A 15,151-nucleotide genomic window follows, 5' to 3' on the forward strand; every position below is an offset into this window, starting at 1 on the left:
CAGGCTCGCTCCTGCAAAAGCGAGCCTGCCCGGGCTGACTCAATAGCGCCCAGGCAAAAGCCCGAGCTCCACCAGCTTGATATCGGTGTCACCCACCACCTGCACATGCTGGACGTTCTTCTCGTCCATGATGCCGGGGCAGGAAACGACGATGGTGCCCTTCGATCGAGTGGGGCGCAGTTCGGCGACCTCCGGAAAATCCGCCGCCGACAGCGGGTGCGGGCAATAGCCGATCCAGCCGATGGTCTGTCGGTCCTGGAACACCCGTTGCTTGCGAAAATATTCGTTAGGAGCGACCACGCCCCAGGAAATTTCCGGCCAGAGATCGACCGCCGCGTTCATCAGCTCGACAATGCCCTGCCGTGGATCCTGCAGGCAACGGACCAATGTCCCGGCTTCGGAAAGCTCGATACCCGCGGGCAGCGAACCGCCGCTTCGTGCGTGATAGGTGAGCGAAAGCCCGCCCTTGAGTGGGTCGGATATCCCGTTCCACAGCACAAAACTCATGTCGTTGACGTCGAAGTCGGAGTCTTTCCAGGAGGCTATTTCCCGCCGCAGGCTGTTCGGGTCGAGGAGCACATTGTGCGTCAGGCCATCATCCTTGCCTTCGGCGCATAAGAACCAGTTCTTGAGGATCGGGTCGATCTCGCCTATCGCCCTGAGAAAGGCCAGGCTCCTGTCGATTTGTTCCTGCTCGGTGACCTGGGCAATCTTCTGCTTATCGAAGCTCAGCTTGAAATTGAAACGTTTGAACGTATCCATGAGCACTCCATCCGGTCTCAGGCCATTAAGTCTGGGTTTTGCTTGTAGAACTCTTCCAGCTCCTTTTCCTCCTGGCGACGCACTTTCTGGTACTCCTCATGCTCCTTGGTGCCGGGCATCGGGTTCCAATAAGCCTTCAGGTTGGTGAGCCCACCCTCCTCGTATTTCTCGGAGCAATACTCGTAAACCACCCGCTGAAGAAAATGCCACTCGAGCATCACCGGCGGGCTGGGCTTGGCCTTGTCTGCCTGCTTGAACGCCTTCACGATCAGGTCCTTCTCAACGTTCTTGGCAGCCTTCGGATACTTGAAACCGAGGAAGATGAAGAATTCGTAGTTGGCCTTGGCTTCTTGCAAGGTACAGCGGTTTTTCACAAAACCATCCCAATCAGTACCACTCCACAGCCACTCCCAGGGAAACGGGAAGTTGGTCACCCACTGCTGGTAGCGGCTCGACAGGTCGCTCATGCTGTGCCCCTTGCCATTGACGGGAATGTACATATGCCCGTCTTCGGGAGGGCATTTCACGCAGTCCTTCTTCTGCCGTTTGCAGTCCCGTTCGGCCTCCTGGGTCCGGTCCCGGGGCCTGGCCGGCGCATCCGTCTTGGGCAAGGCCTCGGGCTTGGGCAACGGCATCGGTTGCGGCATGGGCCTTGGGGGCGGTAGCGGCCGGGGCACCACTTCCGGCGGTGGCGGTGGCACCGGCGACGGCCGGGGCGGCGGCATCGGTAACCGGGTCGGCGCGGGCATGGGTATATCGAAGGGCAGCCTCGGCCCGGTGCGAGGCAACGGCATACGCAACCCGCCGCTGATGGGAGGCGCCAGTTGGGCGACGGATCCGGAAATAAAACTGGTCATTCAGGCATCCCTGTCTTGAGTGCGGCCCGCCAGGCCCGTTGCCCCTGGACGAAATCCATGACGCTTTCATAATCGTGAAAACGCTGCTCCGGGGTGTCGTTTACCGGCCTTTTCATCCACCGGATAAATCCGGGTGTTTCTTCGAAACCGGGAAATTGCAGGCCAAAGCGCATGAAGCTCTCAACCGTATCAGGCTCTTCGATTTGCAGGGCCCAGGCTTTTTCCCGGTAGTCCTTGAGGTACTGGATGGTCTGCCACTGCCCTTTCTGCTCAAGCCACTGAGGATTGTACTGGCGTATCTCGAGCATGATCTTCTCGATCACCTCATTTTGCCGAACCTGTTCCAGCGCTTTCAGCTGGTCTGCCGTCAACTCAAGCATGGCGAGCCTCCTGCCCGACCCGATAGTACGTCTGGTACGCCAGCACCAGTGGCTGCCAGATCTGCCAGCGATCGAGCGGCAACATCAGGGCCATTCGCTGCTCACTGTCCAGGACAGCCTCCAGGCCACGCCGGACGATCGGGTTGTAATAACGAAACAGCGCCCTCCGGCCATCCGGCAGGCGGGTGAACAAATGGGATTTGAGGTGGTTGCTCAATGCCTCGAAAGAGCGCTCGCTCCACAGCCACGAAACCAGCGGCGACTTCTGGTCCCGCTCGATCAGCCAGTCGAGCAGGTGCGAGGCCTCGGCACTATCCCCTATGAACTCAACCAGTACCGGCCCCCCACGGCTGATTTCGTCCAGTTCGGTAGCGGCCAGCAACCACTCGACGCGGATCGCCGCCCCGGCCGCGTCCAGACGGTTCTCCAGGGTCATGTAACGAGCGCCATCCACCAGCACATAGAGCCGGGTTTCAGGATGCTGTTCCAGGCAATGACGGATATGGGTGCGAAATTGCAGAACATTCGGATCAGGTCGACTCCCATTGCCTGAAGCACTCATGGTCAGTTCCCCAGGCTTTGCAGCGGGACAAAGGTTTCATTGCGCTGTGCGGCCGCCAACAGGCACGACAGGCAAAGCCCGGGAATCTTGACCACTGGAGCGCCCGTCGCAGCACTGACCTGCTGCCCGATGATCACGCTTCCCGACCCGCTCACCACCACATTCCCGTGGTTGCCGGTCGTACCCAGGGTCGCGACCGGCAATCCATTGATCAGCACATTGGCAACCACACCGCTGACCAGCGCACTGCCGCAAGCCGTCGTGTCCGTCATCCGCGCTGCGCTGAGCCCATCGAACAATACGTCAGGCGAACCCGAGACGATCGGGTTGCTGGCGTGCCCGGGCAATGGGCAAGCGGTCATATCCGTGACGCGCGCCGCAGGTTTTCCACTCATTGGCAATCTCCTTCATCCGTTAGGTAGCGCATGTTGTCCCTACACCATCGATCTGGAAGAGGCCGAAGCGCCAACAGGCATCCTCCACATCGAACAATGCGAGCTGGCTGGCCATCGAACCAGGCGCTTTGACGGGGGGCGACATCTGAAGCGCTTCAGCGACAATCCGCTCCAAGGTGGCGGGTGTCCAATCGTCCAGTTCGTTGAGTTGCCGGTTGTAGTCCGGCACGCCAACACTTTCATAGGCGCTCAGCAGGTACTCGGGTAATTCCGTATCCGACCATTGCAGGTAGTAGCCCTGATCATCCAGGACGGGTCGGGTCCAGGCGGTCAGCCCGACCGGAATCATTTCCTGTTGATCGGTGCTGAGAAGGCAGTCGCCCTGGGCCGCAAAACCCAGGCAGATATTGAGTTTCAACCAGCCATCGGCGTGGCTGAGAAGCTGGGTAGGATCGAACAGCCGAAGTGGCACCACACGGTAGTGACGCAGATGGGAAGAACGCAGGTAAATCTCCGCGTCCAACCGGGAAATGAACACTCGAACGATGGGTGCATCTGGGTCGCCGACGCAGTTTATCTGCACCGGATCCAAGGCAAGATGATCGTGAATGCCTGTGACGGTGACCAAGCCATAAAGACGAATTGAGGATCTCAGTCCTTGAAATCGAGCCATCCTGCTTCCTCCAAGCGGCGTGATCAGTCGGTCGCGCCATTGAGTCCGCCACTCTAGCAACGATGAATTGCGCAAGAAGTTGCGCAGTTGCGCTCAAAGCCTTGTGCCCACGGGCTCCGACGAATTCTTTACAAGAAATTTCAAGAGCATCGGCCTCTGACCTGCTCGATATACCGCGCCACCGCCGGGGCCTTTTCGAAGCGGCGGTGGATCAGCGACAGCCAGGACGACGCCGCACTGCCCTGGATCGGCCGGTACAACACATTGGGCAACCCCACGTGCCCGACCACCGACTCCGGCACCACGGCCACGCCCTGCCCCAGGGAGACCAGGGCCAGCACTGCCACCAGGCCGCCGGGCTGCGGCCCCAGTTTCGGCGCATAACCACCCTCGGCGGCGACCTGCAAGGTGCCGCTGATCTGTTCCGGAAGCACGAAGATCTCGTTGTGCAGGTGGGCCGGGGCGACCTCGGGCAAGCGCCCCAGCCAGGACTCGGCGGGCAGTGCCAGGACAAAACCTTCGGCATCCAGGCGGACCGCCTCCACCCCTTCGGGCAGGGTCATGGGCGAGCGGATGTAGCCGATGTCGAACCGCCCCTCGGCCACCAATCCGGGCAACGCCGCCATCGGGCTTTCGCGCACGCTCAGGCTGACGTCCGGGCAGGCCTGGCTGAAGCGCTGCAGCTGTTTTTGCAACAGCCCCGAATACACCGCCGAGGCCACGTAGCCCAACTCGATATGGCCGATCTCGCCGCGCCCGGCGCGCTGGGCATTGCGTTGCGCGAACTCGAACTGGCGCACCGTGGCCTCGGCCTCGCGCACCAGGGCGGCGCCAGCCTCGGTCAGGCTGACCTCGCGTTGCTGGCGCACGAACAAGCGGGTGCCCAGGGCCTGTTCCATGTCCTGGATCTGCCGGCTCAGGGTGGGCGGCGCGATGCCCAGTTGTTCGGCGGCGCGGGTGAAATTGCGTTGCCGGGCCACCGCCAGGAAATAGCGGAAATGACGGATGTCCATAGGTGTGTTAGCTCAAGAGGGCTGCGTTAGCTCAAAGGTAATGAAGTGCTCCAGCTCGCCTAACAGACTCGGCGAAAGCCCGGGATAAGCTGGCCGGACCTTCACAGTAGAGAGCCCAAGCCATGCACGTCAAACCTCTGTTTCTGGCCCTGATCACTTGCTGCAGCGCACCGACGGCTTTCGCCGCCGAGAAAAATGCCGACGTTGCCCAGAAGGCAATCCTTAATTTCGCCACCGCCCAGCAACTGCTCAAGGCTGCCCAGGAAACCGCCACGGCCAAGGGCTGGCCCTGCGCCGTGGCGATAGTCGACGACGGCGGCTGGCCGATCCTCAGTGCGCGCATGGACGGGGCGCCGGTGGTGGCCGGCATCGAACTGGCCCAGGGCAAGGCGCGCACTTCGGCATTGTTCAAGCGTCCTTCCGGCGACCTGGAAAACGCCATCAACGGCGGGCGCCAGGCAGCCATCACTTCGGGCCTGCTGATGATGAAAGGCGCGCAGCCGATCCGCGTCGACGGCCAGGTGATCGGCGCCATCGGCATCAGCGCCGACACCCCGGCCCACGACGATGAAATCGCCCAGGCCGCCCTCGCCACACTGGGTCAACGGGGGCAGCCATGAGGCCAGCCAGCCCGCGCCTGACCCTGCTCACCGCTTCCGGGGTCTGTTCGCTGATCGTGCTCGATACCAACATCGTCGCGGTGACCCTGCCGAGCATCGCCCGTGACCTGGGGGCCAACTTCGCCGATATCGAATGGGTGGTCAGCGCCTACATGCTGGCCTTCGCCGCCCTGTTGCTGCCGGCGGGCAGCCTGGCCGACCGTTTCGGTCGCAAGCGCACCCTGCTCTGTGGCCTCGGGCTGTTCATCCTCGCCTCGCTCGGCTGTGGCGCCGCGCCCAACGTGCTGTTGCTCGACATCGCCCGGGCGATCAAGGGCGTCGGCGCGGCGCTGCTGCTGACCTCGGCCCTGGCCACCATCGGCCACACCTTCCATGACGAGCTCGAACGGGCCAAGGCCTGGGCGTTCTGGGGGGCCTGCATGGGGGTGGCGATGACCGCCGCGCCGACCGTCGGCGGCCTGATCACCGAGTTCATCGGCTGGCGCTGGATCTTCTACCTCAACCTGCCGGTGGGCGGGCTGCTGGTGCTGATGGTGTTGCGCGCGATACCGGAGTCCCGCGATACCCAGGCCGCGCGCCTCGACCCCTGGGGCAGCCTGGCCTTCAGCGCCAGCCTGCTGTGCCTGATCTGGGGCCTGATCGAAGCCAACCGCATCGGCTGGAGCCACCCGCTGACCTACACCCGGCTGTTGGCCGGCATGGCCTTGCTCGGGCTGTTCGTGCTGATCGAGCGGGTACAGCGCCGGCCCATGGTCGACCTGCGGCTGTTTCGTCATCCGCGCTTTATCGGTGCCCTGCTGGGCATGTTCGCCTACGCCGGCTGCGCCCAGGTGATGATGACCCTGCTGCCCTTCTACCTGCAGAACGGCCTGGGTTTCTCGGCCATCGCCTCGGGCCTGGGCATGCTGCCATTTGCCCTGACCATGCTGATCTGCCCACGCATCGGCGTGCGCCTGGCAACGCGTTATGCCCCGGCGACCCTGATGGCCGCGGGCCTGACCCTGGTCGGCTGCGGCAACCTGCTCGCGGCCTGGGCCGTGCAGGCGGGCGGCTACCTGAACTTCGCCCTGGCCATCGCGGTGACCGGCGCCGGCGCCGGCCTGCTCAACGGCGACACGCAGAAAAACATCATGGCCTGCGTGCCCCGCGACCGCGCCGGCATGGCCTCGGGCCTGAGCACCACCATGCGTTTCAGCGCCATCATGCTGGCCATCGGCGTGTTCGGCGCCCTGCTCGGCAGCCATACCCAGCACAGGTTGCACGCCAGCCTGGGCGCAAGCGCCGCGCCATGGCTCGACCAGGCCCAGGCCATCGCCTCACGGGTGGTGGCCGGCGACATGCCGGCGGCCCTGGCACGGCTGCCCGAGTCCGCGAAAGGGCTCATCGAACCCCTGGCCCGCCAGGCCTTCGTCGACGGCTTCGGCGTGGTGCTCTGGGTCGCCGGCCTCCTGGCGCTGCTGGCGGCAGTGACGGTGGGTACGCTGATGCGCAACCCCATCCCGCAGCCGCGCTCTTTGACGCTGGGCGTGGAGTGAAACCAGACGCAACTGCCGGACATGGCTCGATCACCGCTCAGGGCTGCCCGCCCTTGATCGAGGCCATGAGCCGCTCGGCGTTCTCGGAACAGTCCATGCCTTCCGGGCGGTTGCGGATGCTGTCGATGATCTCCAGCAGTTGCGCCTTGCTCCGGGCCAGGTGCTGCTGCATTGCCTCGATCTGCCCGACCTTGCCCTCCAGGCTTTGCAGCAAGGCCTGATGGTCAAGGTCACTCGACTCGCAACCCGGCAGCAGTTGCTTGAGCTCGTCCAGGCTGAACCCGGCCTGCTGGGCGCACTGGATGATCTTCAGGGTCTGCAGGATCTGCGGCGGGTAACGACGGTAGCCGTTGGCCTGGCGCTGGACCTGGGGCAGCTACGAGTCCCCGGCCATGCAGGGCGAAGTGCGCGACGGCCGGACCCTGGCGCGCGAAGCCTACTTCATCGAAATGGCCAGCGAACTGGCGCCCGTGGCACGAATGCCGGTAATGGTCACCGGCGGCATCCGCCGCCTGCCGGTGGTGCAACAGGTGCTGGACAGCGGCATTGCGATGGCCGGCATCGCCACCGCCCTGGCCCTCGAACCGGCGTTGCCCCGGCTCTGGCGCAGTGGCCAGCAAAGCCACCCACAACTGCCGCCGCTGCATTGGAAACGCAAGCCCCTGGCTTCCCTGGCAACCATGGCCATCGTCCGCCTGCAGATACATCGCCTGAGTCGCGGGCGCGCGCCCAAACCTCAAGTACGCCCCTGGCTGGCGCTGCTGCTCGATCAGTTGAACAGCGCCAGGCGCACGCGCCAGTACCGGCAGGAAATGGCCAGGTAATAGCCAATGCAAGGGCGCAAGCACAGGGACGCTCTTGCCCGCTCTCAAGGGAAAGGACGGAGTGCCTGACCCAGCACACCCGTCCGTCGGCGGGTGATGCCCTATTGCGCAGCGAATCGCAAAAACGAGCAACGTACCCAGCAAAAAAATACGCTGCGGCTAGGATGTCTGGCGGACCTCCCCCTAATAAAAGGAGCAACACATGAGAGTCGTCCCCCTTGCCCTGGCTTGTGCCCTCACCCTCGGACTCGCTGGTTGCAACACCATCGCCGGCAAGACCAATACCCTGACCGATGAACAGATCAAATCCCAGACCAGCGGCGCCCTGGGCTACTCGCCCTCGGATGTCAGCATCGTCAGCCGTCGCACCGAAGGCACCAACACCTACGTGGCCTTGAAAACCAACGACAACAAGGAGTTCAACTGCATCATCAACGGCGGCAACCTGCTCTCCATGGGCATGACCAACCCACCTTCCTGCGCCAGGAAAGGCGAGGCCATCCGTTCCGCTCCTTTCGGCGGCTGAAACGCTGATCCGAGGGCAGTCGTCGAGCGGCTCATGACCGGACTGCCCTCCCCCCATCACGCCCCATCGATATGCCGGTACTGCGCATCCAGTTGCTGCGCCAGCTCGCGAGCGCGACCGAGGCGGATCGGCCCGCGTTCGATATCGATCAACAGGGTCGGGCACCCCAGGCGCGCCAACGGCGGCAGGCTTTTCAACCGACCATCGGTGAGCAGCAGCACTCGCTGCTGTTCGGCCGGATAGCGCTTCTGCCGCGAAACCAGCCATTGCCTCGCCTCGGCCAAGGCCGCCAGCAACGGTGTGCCGCCGCCCGCGCCCAGCCCATCGAGCCAGTCGCGCAGAGCCTTCGAGGCCTTCAGCCCCTGCACCTGCCAGTTCGGCGCGCGGCCGCTGGCGGTCAGCAAGGCCAGGCGTGCGCGCTGCCGGTAGGCATCGTCGAACAGCTGGGCCAGCAGGCCCTTGGCATCGCCCAGCGCCTGATGGCGGCGGGTCGAGGCCGATGCATCGACGATCACCAGCCACAGTTCATGGGGCGACCGGCTGCGCAGGTGCCACAACAGATCGTCGCGCTGGCGGGGTCGCCCCTTGAGCAAGGTGCCCGGCCAGTTGATCGAGCCATGGGTAGCCGCGCGTGCCCGACCTTGCCTGCCCTTGTCCAACCGTCCGGCGCGGGGCTTGGCATTCGCCCCCGCGTCGGACCGGGGGCGAATGCCTAGGGCTTTTTTGGCCAGCTCGGCACTTCACGGCGGATGCCGGTGGCCAGCGCCTGGGCCGGCAGTTCGCCCCATTGGCCCTGGCCTTCGGCGGGGCTGGATTGAGCCGGGGCCGGCGCGGGAGACGGCTGCGGCTGATGGGCCGCGCTCGGCGGGTTGTCGCGACGGCGATGACGCAGGGCGAATTCGGCCACGGCGTCTATGTCCTGTTCCTCGATGGCCCGGGCGCCGCGCCAGGCCGCATGGGCGCGGGCGGCACGCAGCCACACCAGGTCCGCGCGCAGGCCGTCGACGCCAGCGGCAAAACAGCGCTCGGTGATCCGCTCCAGCGCCTGGTCGTCCAGGGCAATCTCCGCCAGCAACAGCCGCGCCTGCTGGCAGCGTTGGCGCAGCGCCTCCTGCTCGGCGGCCCACTGCTGGCAGAAACCCTGGGGATCGCTGTCGAAATCCAGCCGCCGGCGAATGATCTGGCCCCGCTCAGTGGGCGGCGTCTGGCCGCTCAGGGTGACATTCAGGCCAAAGCGGTCCAGCAGTTGCGGACGCAACTCGCCCTCTTCCGGGTTCATGGTGCCAATCAGCACGAACCGGGCCGAATGCCGGTGGGAAATACCATCGCGCTCGATCAGGTTGGTACCGCTGGCGGCCACGTCCAGCAGCAGGTCCACCAGATGGTCCGGCAGCAGGTTCACCTCATCGACGTAGAGCACCCCGCCATCGGCCTTGGCCAGCACCCCCGGGGAAAACTGCGCCCGGCCTTCGCCCAGGGCCGCGTCCAGGTCCAGGGTGCCGACCAGGCGTTCCTCGGTCGCGCCCAAAGGCAAGGTGACGAACTGCCCGCTCGCCAGCAGGTCCGCCAGGCCACGGGCCAGGGTCGACTTGGCCATGCCCCGCGGCCCTTCGATCAACACCCCGCCGATTTTCGGGTCGATGGCCGTCAGGCACAGCGCCAGTTTCAGGTCATCGGCGCCGACCACGGCGGACAGCGGGAAATGTGGGGTATCGCTCATGTCGGTTCTCGGTCCGGTCGTGTGTCGTCAGTCGAATCGTTATCGCGAGCAAGCTCGCTCCCACAGGGAATCGTGCGGTTCTGTAGGAGCGAGCTTGCTCGCGATGAGTGCGCAGCACTCATCAGGAATCTTCCTCGATATCCAGCAGCAGGTTTTCCAGGGCCTCGCGGTACTCGCCGGGCTCCTGCCACAGGCCGCGCTGCTGGGCCTCGAGCAGGCGCTCGGTCATATCGCGCAACGCATGGGGGTTGTGCTGCCGGATGAACTCGCGGTTCGCCGGGTCCAGCAGGTAGGCGTCGGCCAGCAAGGCGTACTGGTGATCGTCGATCAGCTGGGTGGTGGCGTCGAAGGCGAACAGATTATCCACGGTGGCGGCCATTTCAAAGGCGCCCTTGTAGCCATGGCGTTTCACCCCTTCGATCCACTTCGGGTTGGCCGCGCGGGAGCGGATCACCCGGTTCAGTTCTTCCTTGAGGCTGCGGATTTTCGGCAGGTCCGGCTGGCTGTGGTCGCCGTGGTAACTGGCGGCCTTGGCGCCGCTGAGGCTTTCCACGGCGGCGAGCATGCCGCCCTGGAACTGGTAGTAGTCGTTGGAATCCAGCAGGTCGTGCTCACGGTTGTCCTGATTCTGCAACACCGCCTGCACCTGGCTCAGGCGCTGGGCGAACTGGCCACGGGCCGCGGTGCCTTCGTCGGCGCCGCCATAGGCGTAGCCACCCCAGTTCAGGTAGACCTCGGCCAGGTCCTCGCGGCTCTGCCACAGGCGACCGTCGATAGCGCCCTGCACGCCCGCGCCATAGGCACCGGGCTTGGCGCCGAAGATCCGCCAACCGGCCTGGCGTTGCGCGGCCTCGGCATCCAGGCCGGACTGCAGCAGCGCCTCACGCTCGGCGCGGACCTTGGCCGCCAGCGGGTTGAGGTCGTCCGGCTCGTCCAGCGCGGCCACCGCCTGCACGGCGGCGTCGAACAGGCGGATCAGGTTGGCGAAGGCATCGCGGAAGAATCCGGACACCCGCAGGGTCACGTCCACCCGCGGGCGGTCCAGCAGGCTCAGCGGTAAAATCTCGAAGTCGTCGACCCGCTGGCTGCCGGTGGCCCACACCGGGCGCACGCCCATCAGCGCCATGGCCTGGGCGATGTCGTCGCCGCCGGTGCGCATGGTCGCCGTGCCCCACACCGACAGGCCGAGCTGGCGCAAGTGGTCGCCATGGTCCTGCAAATGCCGTTCGAGGATCAGGTCGGCCGACTGGAAACCGATACGCCAGGCGGTGGTGGTCGGCAGGTTGCGCACGTCCACCGAGTAGAAATTGCGCCCGGTGGGCAGCACGTCCAGGCGCCCGCGACTCGGTGCGCCGCTGGGCCCGGCCGGTACGAAACGCCCGCCCAGGGCATCCAGCAAACCACCCATCTCCGCCGGGCCGCAGGCATCCAGGCGCGGCGCCACCCCCTCGCGCAGGTTGTCGATGATCGCCTTGACCTCGCTCCAGGCGGGCTCGTTCAGTTGCTCGACCTCACCGGCCAAGGCCGCTTCTATCAAGCGTCCGGCGAACAGCTCCAGGCGTTCACGGGTATCGCCGGCGGTGCGCCACCGCTGCTCGCTGATGCCCTGCAAAACCTGTGGCCGGCGGCCGCTCCAGGGCTCGGCCAGGGCGCAATCGAGCGGATCGAAACCCAGCTCGAAGGCCTTGGCCAGCGCCCGCAGCAGGCTCGACTGTGCCCCCCGGCCATCGCCGCGAGGAATCCGCAGCAGGGCCAGCAAGGTGTCGATGCGCAGGCGGCCCACCGGCGATTCGCCGAACACATGCAGGCCGTCACGGATCTGCGATTCCTTCAGGTCGCACAGGTAGGTGTCCAGGCGCGGCAGCCAGAGCGCCGCGTCGGCCTCGCCGTCGAGCGGCCCGTCCAGCTGCAGTTCGCGGTCGATCCGGGTCACCCGCACCAGCTTGAGAATGTCCTTCTGCAACTCGCGGGCGCGGCGCGGATCGAGCAGTTGCGCTTCGTAGTACTCGTCGGCCAACAGCTCCAGGTCGCGCAGCGGACCGTAGGTTTCGGCGCGGGTCAGCGGCGGCATCAGGTGGTCGATGATCACCGCCTGGGTCCGGCGCTTGGCCTGGGCACCCTCGCCCGGGTCGTTGACGATAAACGGATAGATATTCGGCAGCGGCCCCAGCAGCAGGTCCGGCCAGCAGCTTGCGGACAGGCCGACGCCCTTGCCCGGCAGCCACTCCAGGTTGCCGTGCTTGCCGACGTGGATCAGCCCATGGGCGCCGTAGGTCCGGCGCAGCCAGAAATAGAACGCCAGGTACGCGTGGGGCGGCACCAGGTCCGGGTCGTGATAGACCGCGCTCGGGTCGACCTGATAACCGCGCGCCGGCTGGATGCCGACGAAGGTCAGGCCAAAACGCAGGCCGGCGATCATCAGCCGCCCGCCGCGGAACATCGGGTCGTTTTGTGGCCCACCCCAGCGTTCGAGCACCGCCAGGCGGTTGGCTTCAGGCAGCGCGTCGAACATGGCCTGGTACTCGTCCAGCGCCAGGCTTTGCTGGCACGGGCGCAGGTCGAGGCTGTCCAGGTCGTTGCTGACCCCGCCGAGCAGTTGCTGGATCAGCACCGTACCGCTGTCCGGCAACTCGGCCGGCAGTGGGTACCCCTCGGCGTGCAGGGCGCGCAGGATATTCAGCGCCGCCGCCGGCGTGTCCAGGCCCACGCCGTTGCCGATGCGGCCGTCGCGGGTCGGGTAGTTGGCGAGGATCAGGGCGATGCGTTTTTCGCCATTGGGCAGCCGGGCCAGATCGACCCAGCGCCGCGCCAGTTCGGCGACAAAATCCATGCGCTCGGGGGCCGAGCGGTAGCAGACCACGTCCGACTGGCTGCGCTCGCTGCGCCAGGCCAGGTCCTTGAAGCTGATGGGCCGGCTGATGATGCGCCCGTCCAGTTCCGGCAAGGCGATGTGCATCGCCAGGTCCCGCGGGCCCAGGCCCTGCTCGCTGGCGCGCCAGCCGGGTTCGTTGTCCTGGGCGCAGATGGCCTGGATCACCGGGATATTGCGGCGAAACGGCCGCAGGTGCGGCGCCTCCGGACTGGACTGGGCAAACCCGGTGGTGTTGAGGATCACTGCCGCCTGCACCTCATCCAGCAGCGCCTCGACCACCGTCAGGCAACCGGGCTCTTTCAGGCTGGCCAGGGCGATCGGCAGCGGGTTCAGGCCGGCCGCCTGCAAGCGCTGGCAGAACTCATCGATAAAGGCGGTGTTGGCCGCCTGCAAATGCGAACGGTAGAACAACAGCGCCGCCACCGGCTGGCCGGCCCGCCAGTCGGCTTGCCAATCGCTGAGGGCAGCGCTGCTTCTGTGCGGGTGGTAGATCGCCGTGCGCGGCAGGGTCTGCGGCTCGGACCAAGGGTAATCGCGCCCCAGCCAGCCACTGGCCAGGCAACGGTACAGGTTCAGCGCATTGCCCATGCCGCCCTGGCGCAGGAAGTGCCAGAGACGCTCGCGGTCGGCGGCGGGCACCGTGCTCAGGTCGCTCAGCTCCGGGTCCGGGCGATCGTCGCCTGGCACCAGGATCAGCTGCACGCCGCGTTGCGCCAGTTGCACCAGTTGCTCGATGCCATAGCGCCAATAGGCGATGCCACCGTGCAGGGAAATCAGGATCACTTTGGCGTGGCGCAGCACCTGGTCGACATACAGGTCGACCGAGGCGTGGTTCTGCACCTGCATCGGATTGGCCAGGCGCAAGCTCGGGTAGTCCTCGGGCAACTGCTGCGCCGCTTCGGCCAGCAGCGCCAGGCTGGAATCGCCGCTGCACAGGATCACCAGCTCGGCGGGGGTTTGTCCAAGGTCGGCAATGTTGTCGTCCGACACGAAACCGCCGGGCTGGGTCCTGAGCAGATGCATGGCTTACACGCTGAGCGCGGCGCGCAATTGCGCTTCGAGCAGGGCTGCGTCCAGCGCCTGGCCGATCAGCACCAGGCGCGTGGTGCGCGCTTCGTCGGCGCCCCACTGGCGGTCGAAGTGCTTGTCGAAGCGGGTGCCCACGCCCTGGATCAACAGGCGCATCGGCTTGTTGGGGATCGCCGCGAAACCCTTGACCCGCAGGATGCCGTGCTGCACCACCAACTGGGTCAGGGCATCCAGCAGCAGGCTTTCGTCGGCCTGTGGCAGCTCGATGGAGATGGAGTCGAAGGCGTCGTGATCGTGATCGTCATCGCCGTCATGGTGGTGATCGTGGTGGCTGTGGCGGCCGTCGATGTGCTCTTCCGAACCATTGCCCAGGCCCAGCAGCACGTCCAGCGGCAGGCGACCGCTGCTGGCTTCGATGACTTTCACCGCCGGCGGCAGTTCCTCGGCGACTTCCAGGCGTACCTTGGCCAGGTCTCCCGCGCCGATCAGGTCGGCCTTGTTGAGAATCACCAGGTCGGCGCTGGACAGCTGGTCGGCGAACAGCTCATGCAGGGGCGACTCATGGTCGAGGTTCGGGTCGAGCTTGCGCTGGGCGTCCACCTGGTCCGGGAAGGCGGCGAAGGTGCCGGCGGCCACGGCCGGGCTGTCGACCACCGTGATCACCGCGTCGACGGTGCAGGCACTGCGGATTTCCGGCCACTGGAAAGCCTGGACCAAGGGTTTGGGCAGGGCCAGGCCGGAAGTCTCGATGAGGATATGGTCGAGGTCGCCGCGACGGGCCACCAGTTCGCGCATCACCGGGAAGAATTCTTCCTGCACGGTGCAGCACAGGCAGCCGTTGGCCAGCTCGTAGACGCGGCCGCTGGCTTCTTCCTCGGTGCAACCGATGGCGCACTGCTTGAGGATCTCGCCGTCGATGCCCAGCTCGCCGAACTCGTTGACGATCACCGCGATGCGGCGGCCCTGGGCGTTGTCCAGCATATGCCGCAGCAAGGTGGTTTTGCCCGAGCCGAGGAAGCCGGTAACGATGGTGACGGGAAGTTTGGCCAGTGTTTTCATCGGATGCCCTTTGGCAAGGTGGCGGGCATACGGGACGAGAACCGCGCAGGCAGGTGCACGGAAGAGTTCGCCACCGGATCACCCCGCCCGGTTGTAGTGAGAATCGAGTCCGAGGCAGGTCTCCTGGCTGACGGCGCGCCGGTCGTTGGACTGGCGAACGATGCGCCTTCCCGCCGCCTGGCAGTGGCCTTGCATCGTTCATCACCGTTTACAGTTGCGGGGGCAGCCGCGGCTTGGACCGCGTTCCCTTCTTAGGTTCTGTACGACAAGTGGCTGCGCGCTGGGCGCCTTCGGCGCTACGCAGGCCATGCTGCGTTAAAAACA

The 15,151-nt window shown here is 65.5% G+C and carries 14 protein-coding genes, 2 pseudogenes and 1 riboswitch; of the genes and pseudogenes, 4 read left to right on the forward strand and 12 right to left on the reverse strand.

Annotation, left to right across the window (positions count from 1 at the left end):
* Window positions 1-39: 39 nt before the first annotated feature.
* The 7 genes from IF690_RS18140 to IF690_RS18170 form a co-directional block, all read right to left on the reverse strand.
* A complete protein-coding gene (locus IF690_RS18140) occupies window positions 40-762 on the reverse strand; it encodes an Imm52 family immunity protein (protein WP_202696789.1) in 723 nt (240 codons plus the stop codon).
* A gap of 17 nt (window positions 763-779) precedes the next feature.
* The gene (locus tag IF690_RS29055) at window positions 780-1,619 is read right to left on the reverse strand and encodes a Tox-REase-5 domain-containing protein (RefSeq protein ID WP_286673829.1); all 840 of its coding nucleotides are present in this window, start codon (window positions 1,617-1,619) and stop codon (window positions 780-782) included.
* The gene (locus IF690_RS18150) at window positions 1,616-1,999 is read right to left on the reverse strand and encodes a hypothetical protein (protein ID WP_096374730.1); all 384 of its coding nucleotides are present in this window, start codon (window positions 1,997-1,999) and stop codon (window positions 1,616-1,618) included. Before IF690_RS18150 ends, IF690_RS29055 begins: the two co-directional genes overlap by 4 nt.
* Window positions 1,992-2,561 carry a DUF4123 domain-containing protein gene (locus IF690_RS18155; protein WP_252189496.1) on the reverse strand — a complete coding sequence of 190 codons (570 nt, stop codon included), beginning with the start codon at window positions 2,559-2,561 and terminating at the stop codon, window positions 1,992-1,994. The genes IF690_RS18150 and IF690_RS18155 overlap by 8 nt, the downstream gene beginning before the upstream one ends.
* A 2-nt stretch (window positions 2,562-2,563) precedes the next feature.
* Window positions 2,564-2,956: a PAAR domain-containing protein gene (locus IF690_RS18160; protein WP_202696790.1), complete on the reverse strand. Its 393-nt coding sequence runs from the start codon at window positions 2,954-2,956 to the stop codon at window positions 2,564-2,566.
* Window positions 2,957-2,975: 19 nt separating this feature from the next.
* A complete protein-coding gene (locus IF690_RS18165) occupies window positions 2,976-3,629 on the reverse strand; it encodes a hypothetical protein (protein WP_202696791.1) in 654 nt (217 codons plus the stop codon).
* 140 nt (window positions 3,630-3,769) lie between these two features.
* Window positions 3,770-4,642 carry a LysR family transcriptional regulator gene (locus IF690_RS18170; protein WP_202696792.1) on the reverse strand — a complete coding sequence of 291 codons (873 nt, stop codon included), beginning with the start codon at window positions 4,640-4,642 and terminating at the stop codon, window positions 3,770-3,772.
* A gap of 122 nt (window positions 4,643-4,764) precedes the next feature.
* Here IF690_RS18170 and IF690_RS18175 point away from each other — a divergent pair, with 122 nt between their 5' ends.
* On the forward strand, window positions 4,765-5,262 hold the full coding sequence (locus IF690_RS18175) for a GlcG/HbpS family heme-binding protein (RefSeq protein WP_202696793.1): 498 nt from the start codon (window positions 4,765-4,767) through the stop codon (window positions 5,260-5,262).
* Window positions 5,259-6,797, forward strand: coding sequence for an MFS transporter (locus IF690_RS18180; RefSeq protein WP_202696794.1), 1,539 nt, complete (start codon window positions 5,259-5,261; stop codon window positions 6,795-6,797). The genes IF690_RS18175 and IF690_RS18180 overlap by 4 nt, the downstream gene beginning before the upstream one ends.
* Before the next feature lie 37 nt (window positions 6,798-6,834).
* On the opposite strand, the pseudogene IF690_RS18185 reads toward IF690_RS18180, so the two are convergent.
* Window positions 6,835-7,167 (reverse strand): annotated as a pseudogene (locus IF690_RS18185) (MerR family DNA-binding protein); the annotation flags it as partial.
* 1 nt (window position 7,168) lies between these two features.
* Here IF690_RS18185 and IF690_RS18190 point away from each other — a divergent pair.
* Window positions 7,169-7,621, forward strand: a pseudogene (locus IF690_RS18190) (2,4-dienoyl-CoA reductase); the annotation flags it as partial.
* 202 nt (window positions 7,622-7,823) lie between these two features.
* Window positions 7,824-8,147, forward strand: a complete 324-nt coding sequence (locus IF690_RS18195; protein ID WP_202696795.1) for a hypothetical protein — start codon at window positions 7,824-7,826, stop codon at window positions 8,145-8,147.
* 56 nt (window positions 8,148-8,203) lie between these two features.
* Here the strand turns inward: IF690_RS18195 and IF690_RS18200 are convergent, their stop codons facing one another.
* The 4 genes from IF690_RS18200 to cobW form a co-directional block, all read right to left on the reverse strand.
* On the reverse strand, window positions 8,204-8,806 hold the full coding sequence (locus tag IF690_RS18200; RefSeq protein ID WP_202696796.1) for a vWA domain-containing protein: 603 nt from the start codon (window positions 8,804-8,806) through the stop codon (window positions 8,204-8,206).
* A gap of 53 nt (window positions 8,807-8,859) precedes the next feature.
* Entirely contained in the window at window positions 8,860-9,867 is a 1,008-nt protein-coding gene (locus IF690_RS18205) for a magnesium chelatase ATPase subunit I (RefSeq protein WP_202696797.1), read from the reverse strand.
* 121 nt (window positions 9,868-9,988) lie between these two features.
* On the reverse strand, window positions 9,989-13,762 hold the full coding sequence (gene cobN, locus IF690_RS18210) for a cobaltochelatase subunit CobN (RefSeq protein WP_202696798.1): 3,774 nt from the start codon (window positions 13,760-13,762) through the stop codon (window positions 9,989-9,991).
* A 3-nt stretch (window positions 13,763-13,765) separates the two neighbouring features.
* Window positions 13,766-14,827 carry a cobalamin biosynthesis protein CobW gene (gene cobW, locus IF690_RS18215; protein WP_202696799.1) on the reverse strand — a complete coding sequence of 354 codons (1,062 nt, stop codon included), beginning with the start codon at window positions 14,825-14,827 and terminating at the stop codon, window positions 13,766-13,768.
* Between the two features lie 96 nt (window positions 14,828-14,923).
* Window positions 14,924-15,134, reverse strand: a riboswitch (cobalamin riboswitch).
* Window positions 15,135-15,151 lie beyond the last annotated feature (17 nt).

It is taken from the genome of Pseudomonas sp. SK3(2021) (genome assembly GCF_016772375.1).
GTDB lineage: Bacteria > Pseudomonadota > Gammaproteobacteria > Pseudomonadales > Pseudomonadaceae > Aquipseudomonas > Aquipseudomonas chlororaphis_I.

Coding starts and splice junctions, on each gene's coding strand:
- cobW (WP_202696799.1), bottom strand. CDS start 14,827: ATGAAAACACTGGCCAAACTTCCCGTCACCATCGTTACCGGCTTCCTC.
- cobN (WP_202696798.1), bottom strand. CDS start 13,762: ATGCATCTGCTCAGGACCCAGCCCGGCGGTTTCGTGTCGGACGACAAC.
- IF690_RS18170 (WP_202696792.1), bottom strand. CDS start 4,642: ATGGACATCCGTCATTTCCGCTATTTCCTGGCGGTGGCCCGGCAACGC.
- IF690_RS18150 (WP_096374730.1), bottom strand. CDS start 1,999: ATGCTTGAGTTGACGGCAGACCAGCTGAAAGCGCTGGAACAGGTTCGG.
- IF690_RS18205 (WP_202696797.1), bottom strand. CDS start 9,867: ATGAGCGATACCCCACATTTCCCGCTGTCCGCCGTGGTCGGCGCCGAT.
- IF690_RS18195 (WP_202696795.1), top strand. CDS start 7,824: ATGAGAGTCGTCCCCCTTGCCCTGGCTTGTGCCCTCACCCTCGGACTC.
- IF690_RS18155 (WP_252189496.1), bottom strand. CDS start 2,561: ATGAGTGCTTCAGGCAATGGGAGTCGACCTGATCCGAATGTTCTGCAA.
- IF690_RS29055 (WP_286673829.1), bottom strand. CDS start 1,619: ATGACCAGTTTTATTTCCGGATCCGTCGCCCAACTGGCGCCTCCCATC.
- IF690_RS18160 (WP_202696790.1), bottom strand. CDS start 2,956: ATGAGTGGAAAACCTGCGGCGCGCGTCACGGATATGACCGCTTGCCCA.
- IF690_RS18175 (WP_202696793.1), top strand. CDS start 4,765: ATGCACGTCAAACCTCTGTTTCTGGCCCTGATCACTTGCTGCAGCGCA.
- IF690_RS18180 (WP_202696794.1), top strand. CDS start 5,259: ATGAGGCCAGCCAGCCCGCGCCTGACCCTGCTCACCGCTTCCGGGGTC.
- IF690_RS18140 (WP_202696789.1), bottom strand. CDS start 762: ATGGATACGTTCAAACGTTTCAATTTCAAGCTGAGCTTCGATAAGCAG.
- IF690_RS18165 (WP_202696791.1), bottom strand. CDS start 3,629: ATGGCTCGATTTCAAGGACTGAGATCCTCAATTCGTCTTTATGGCTTG.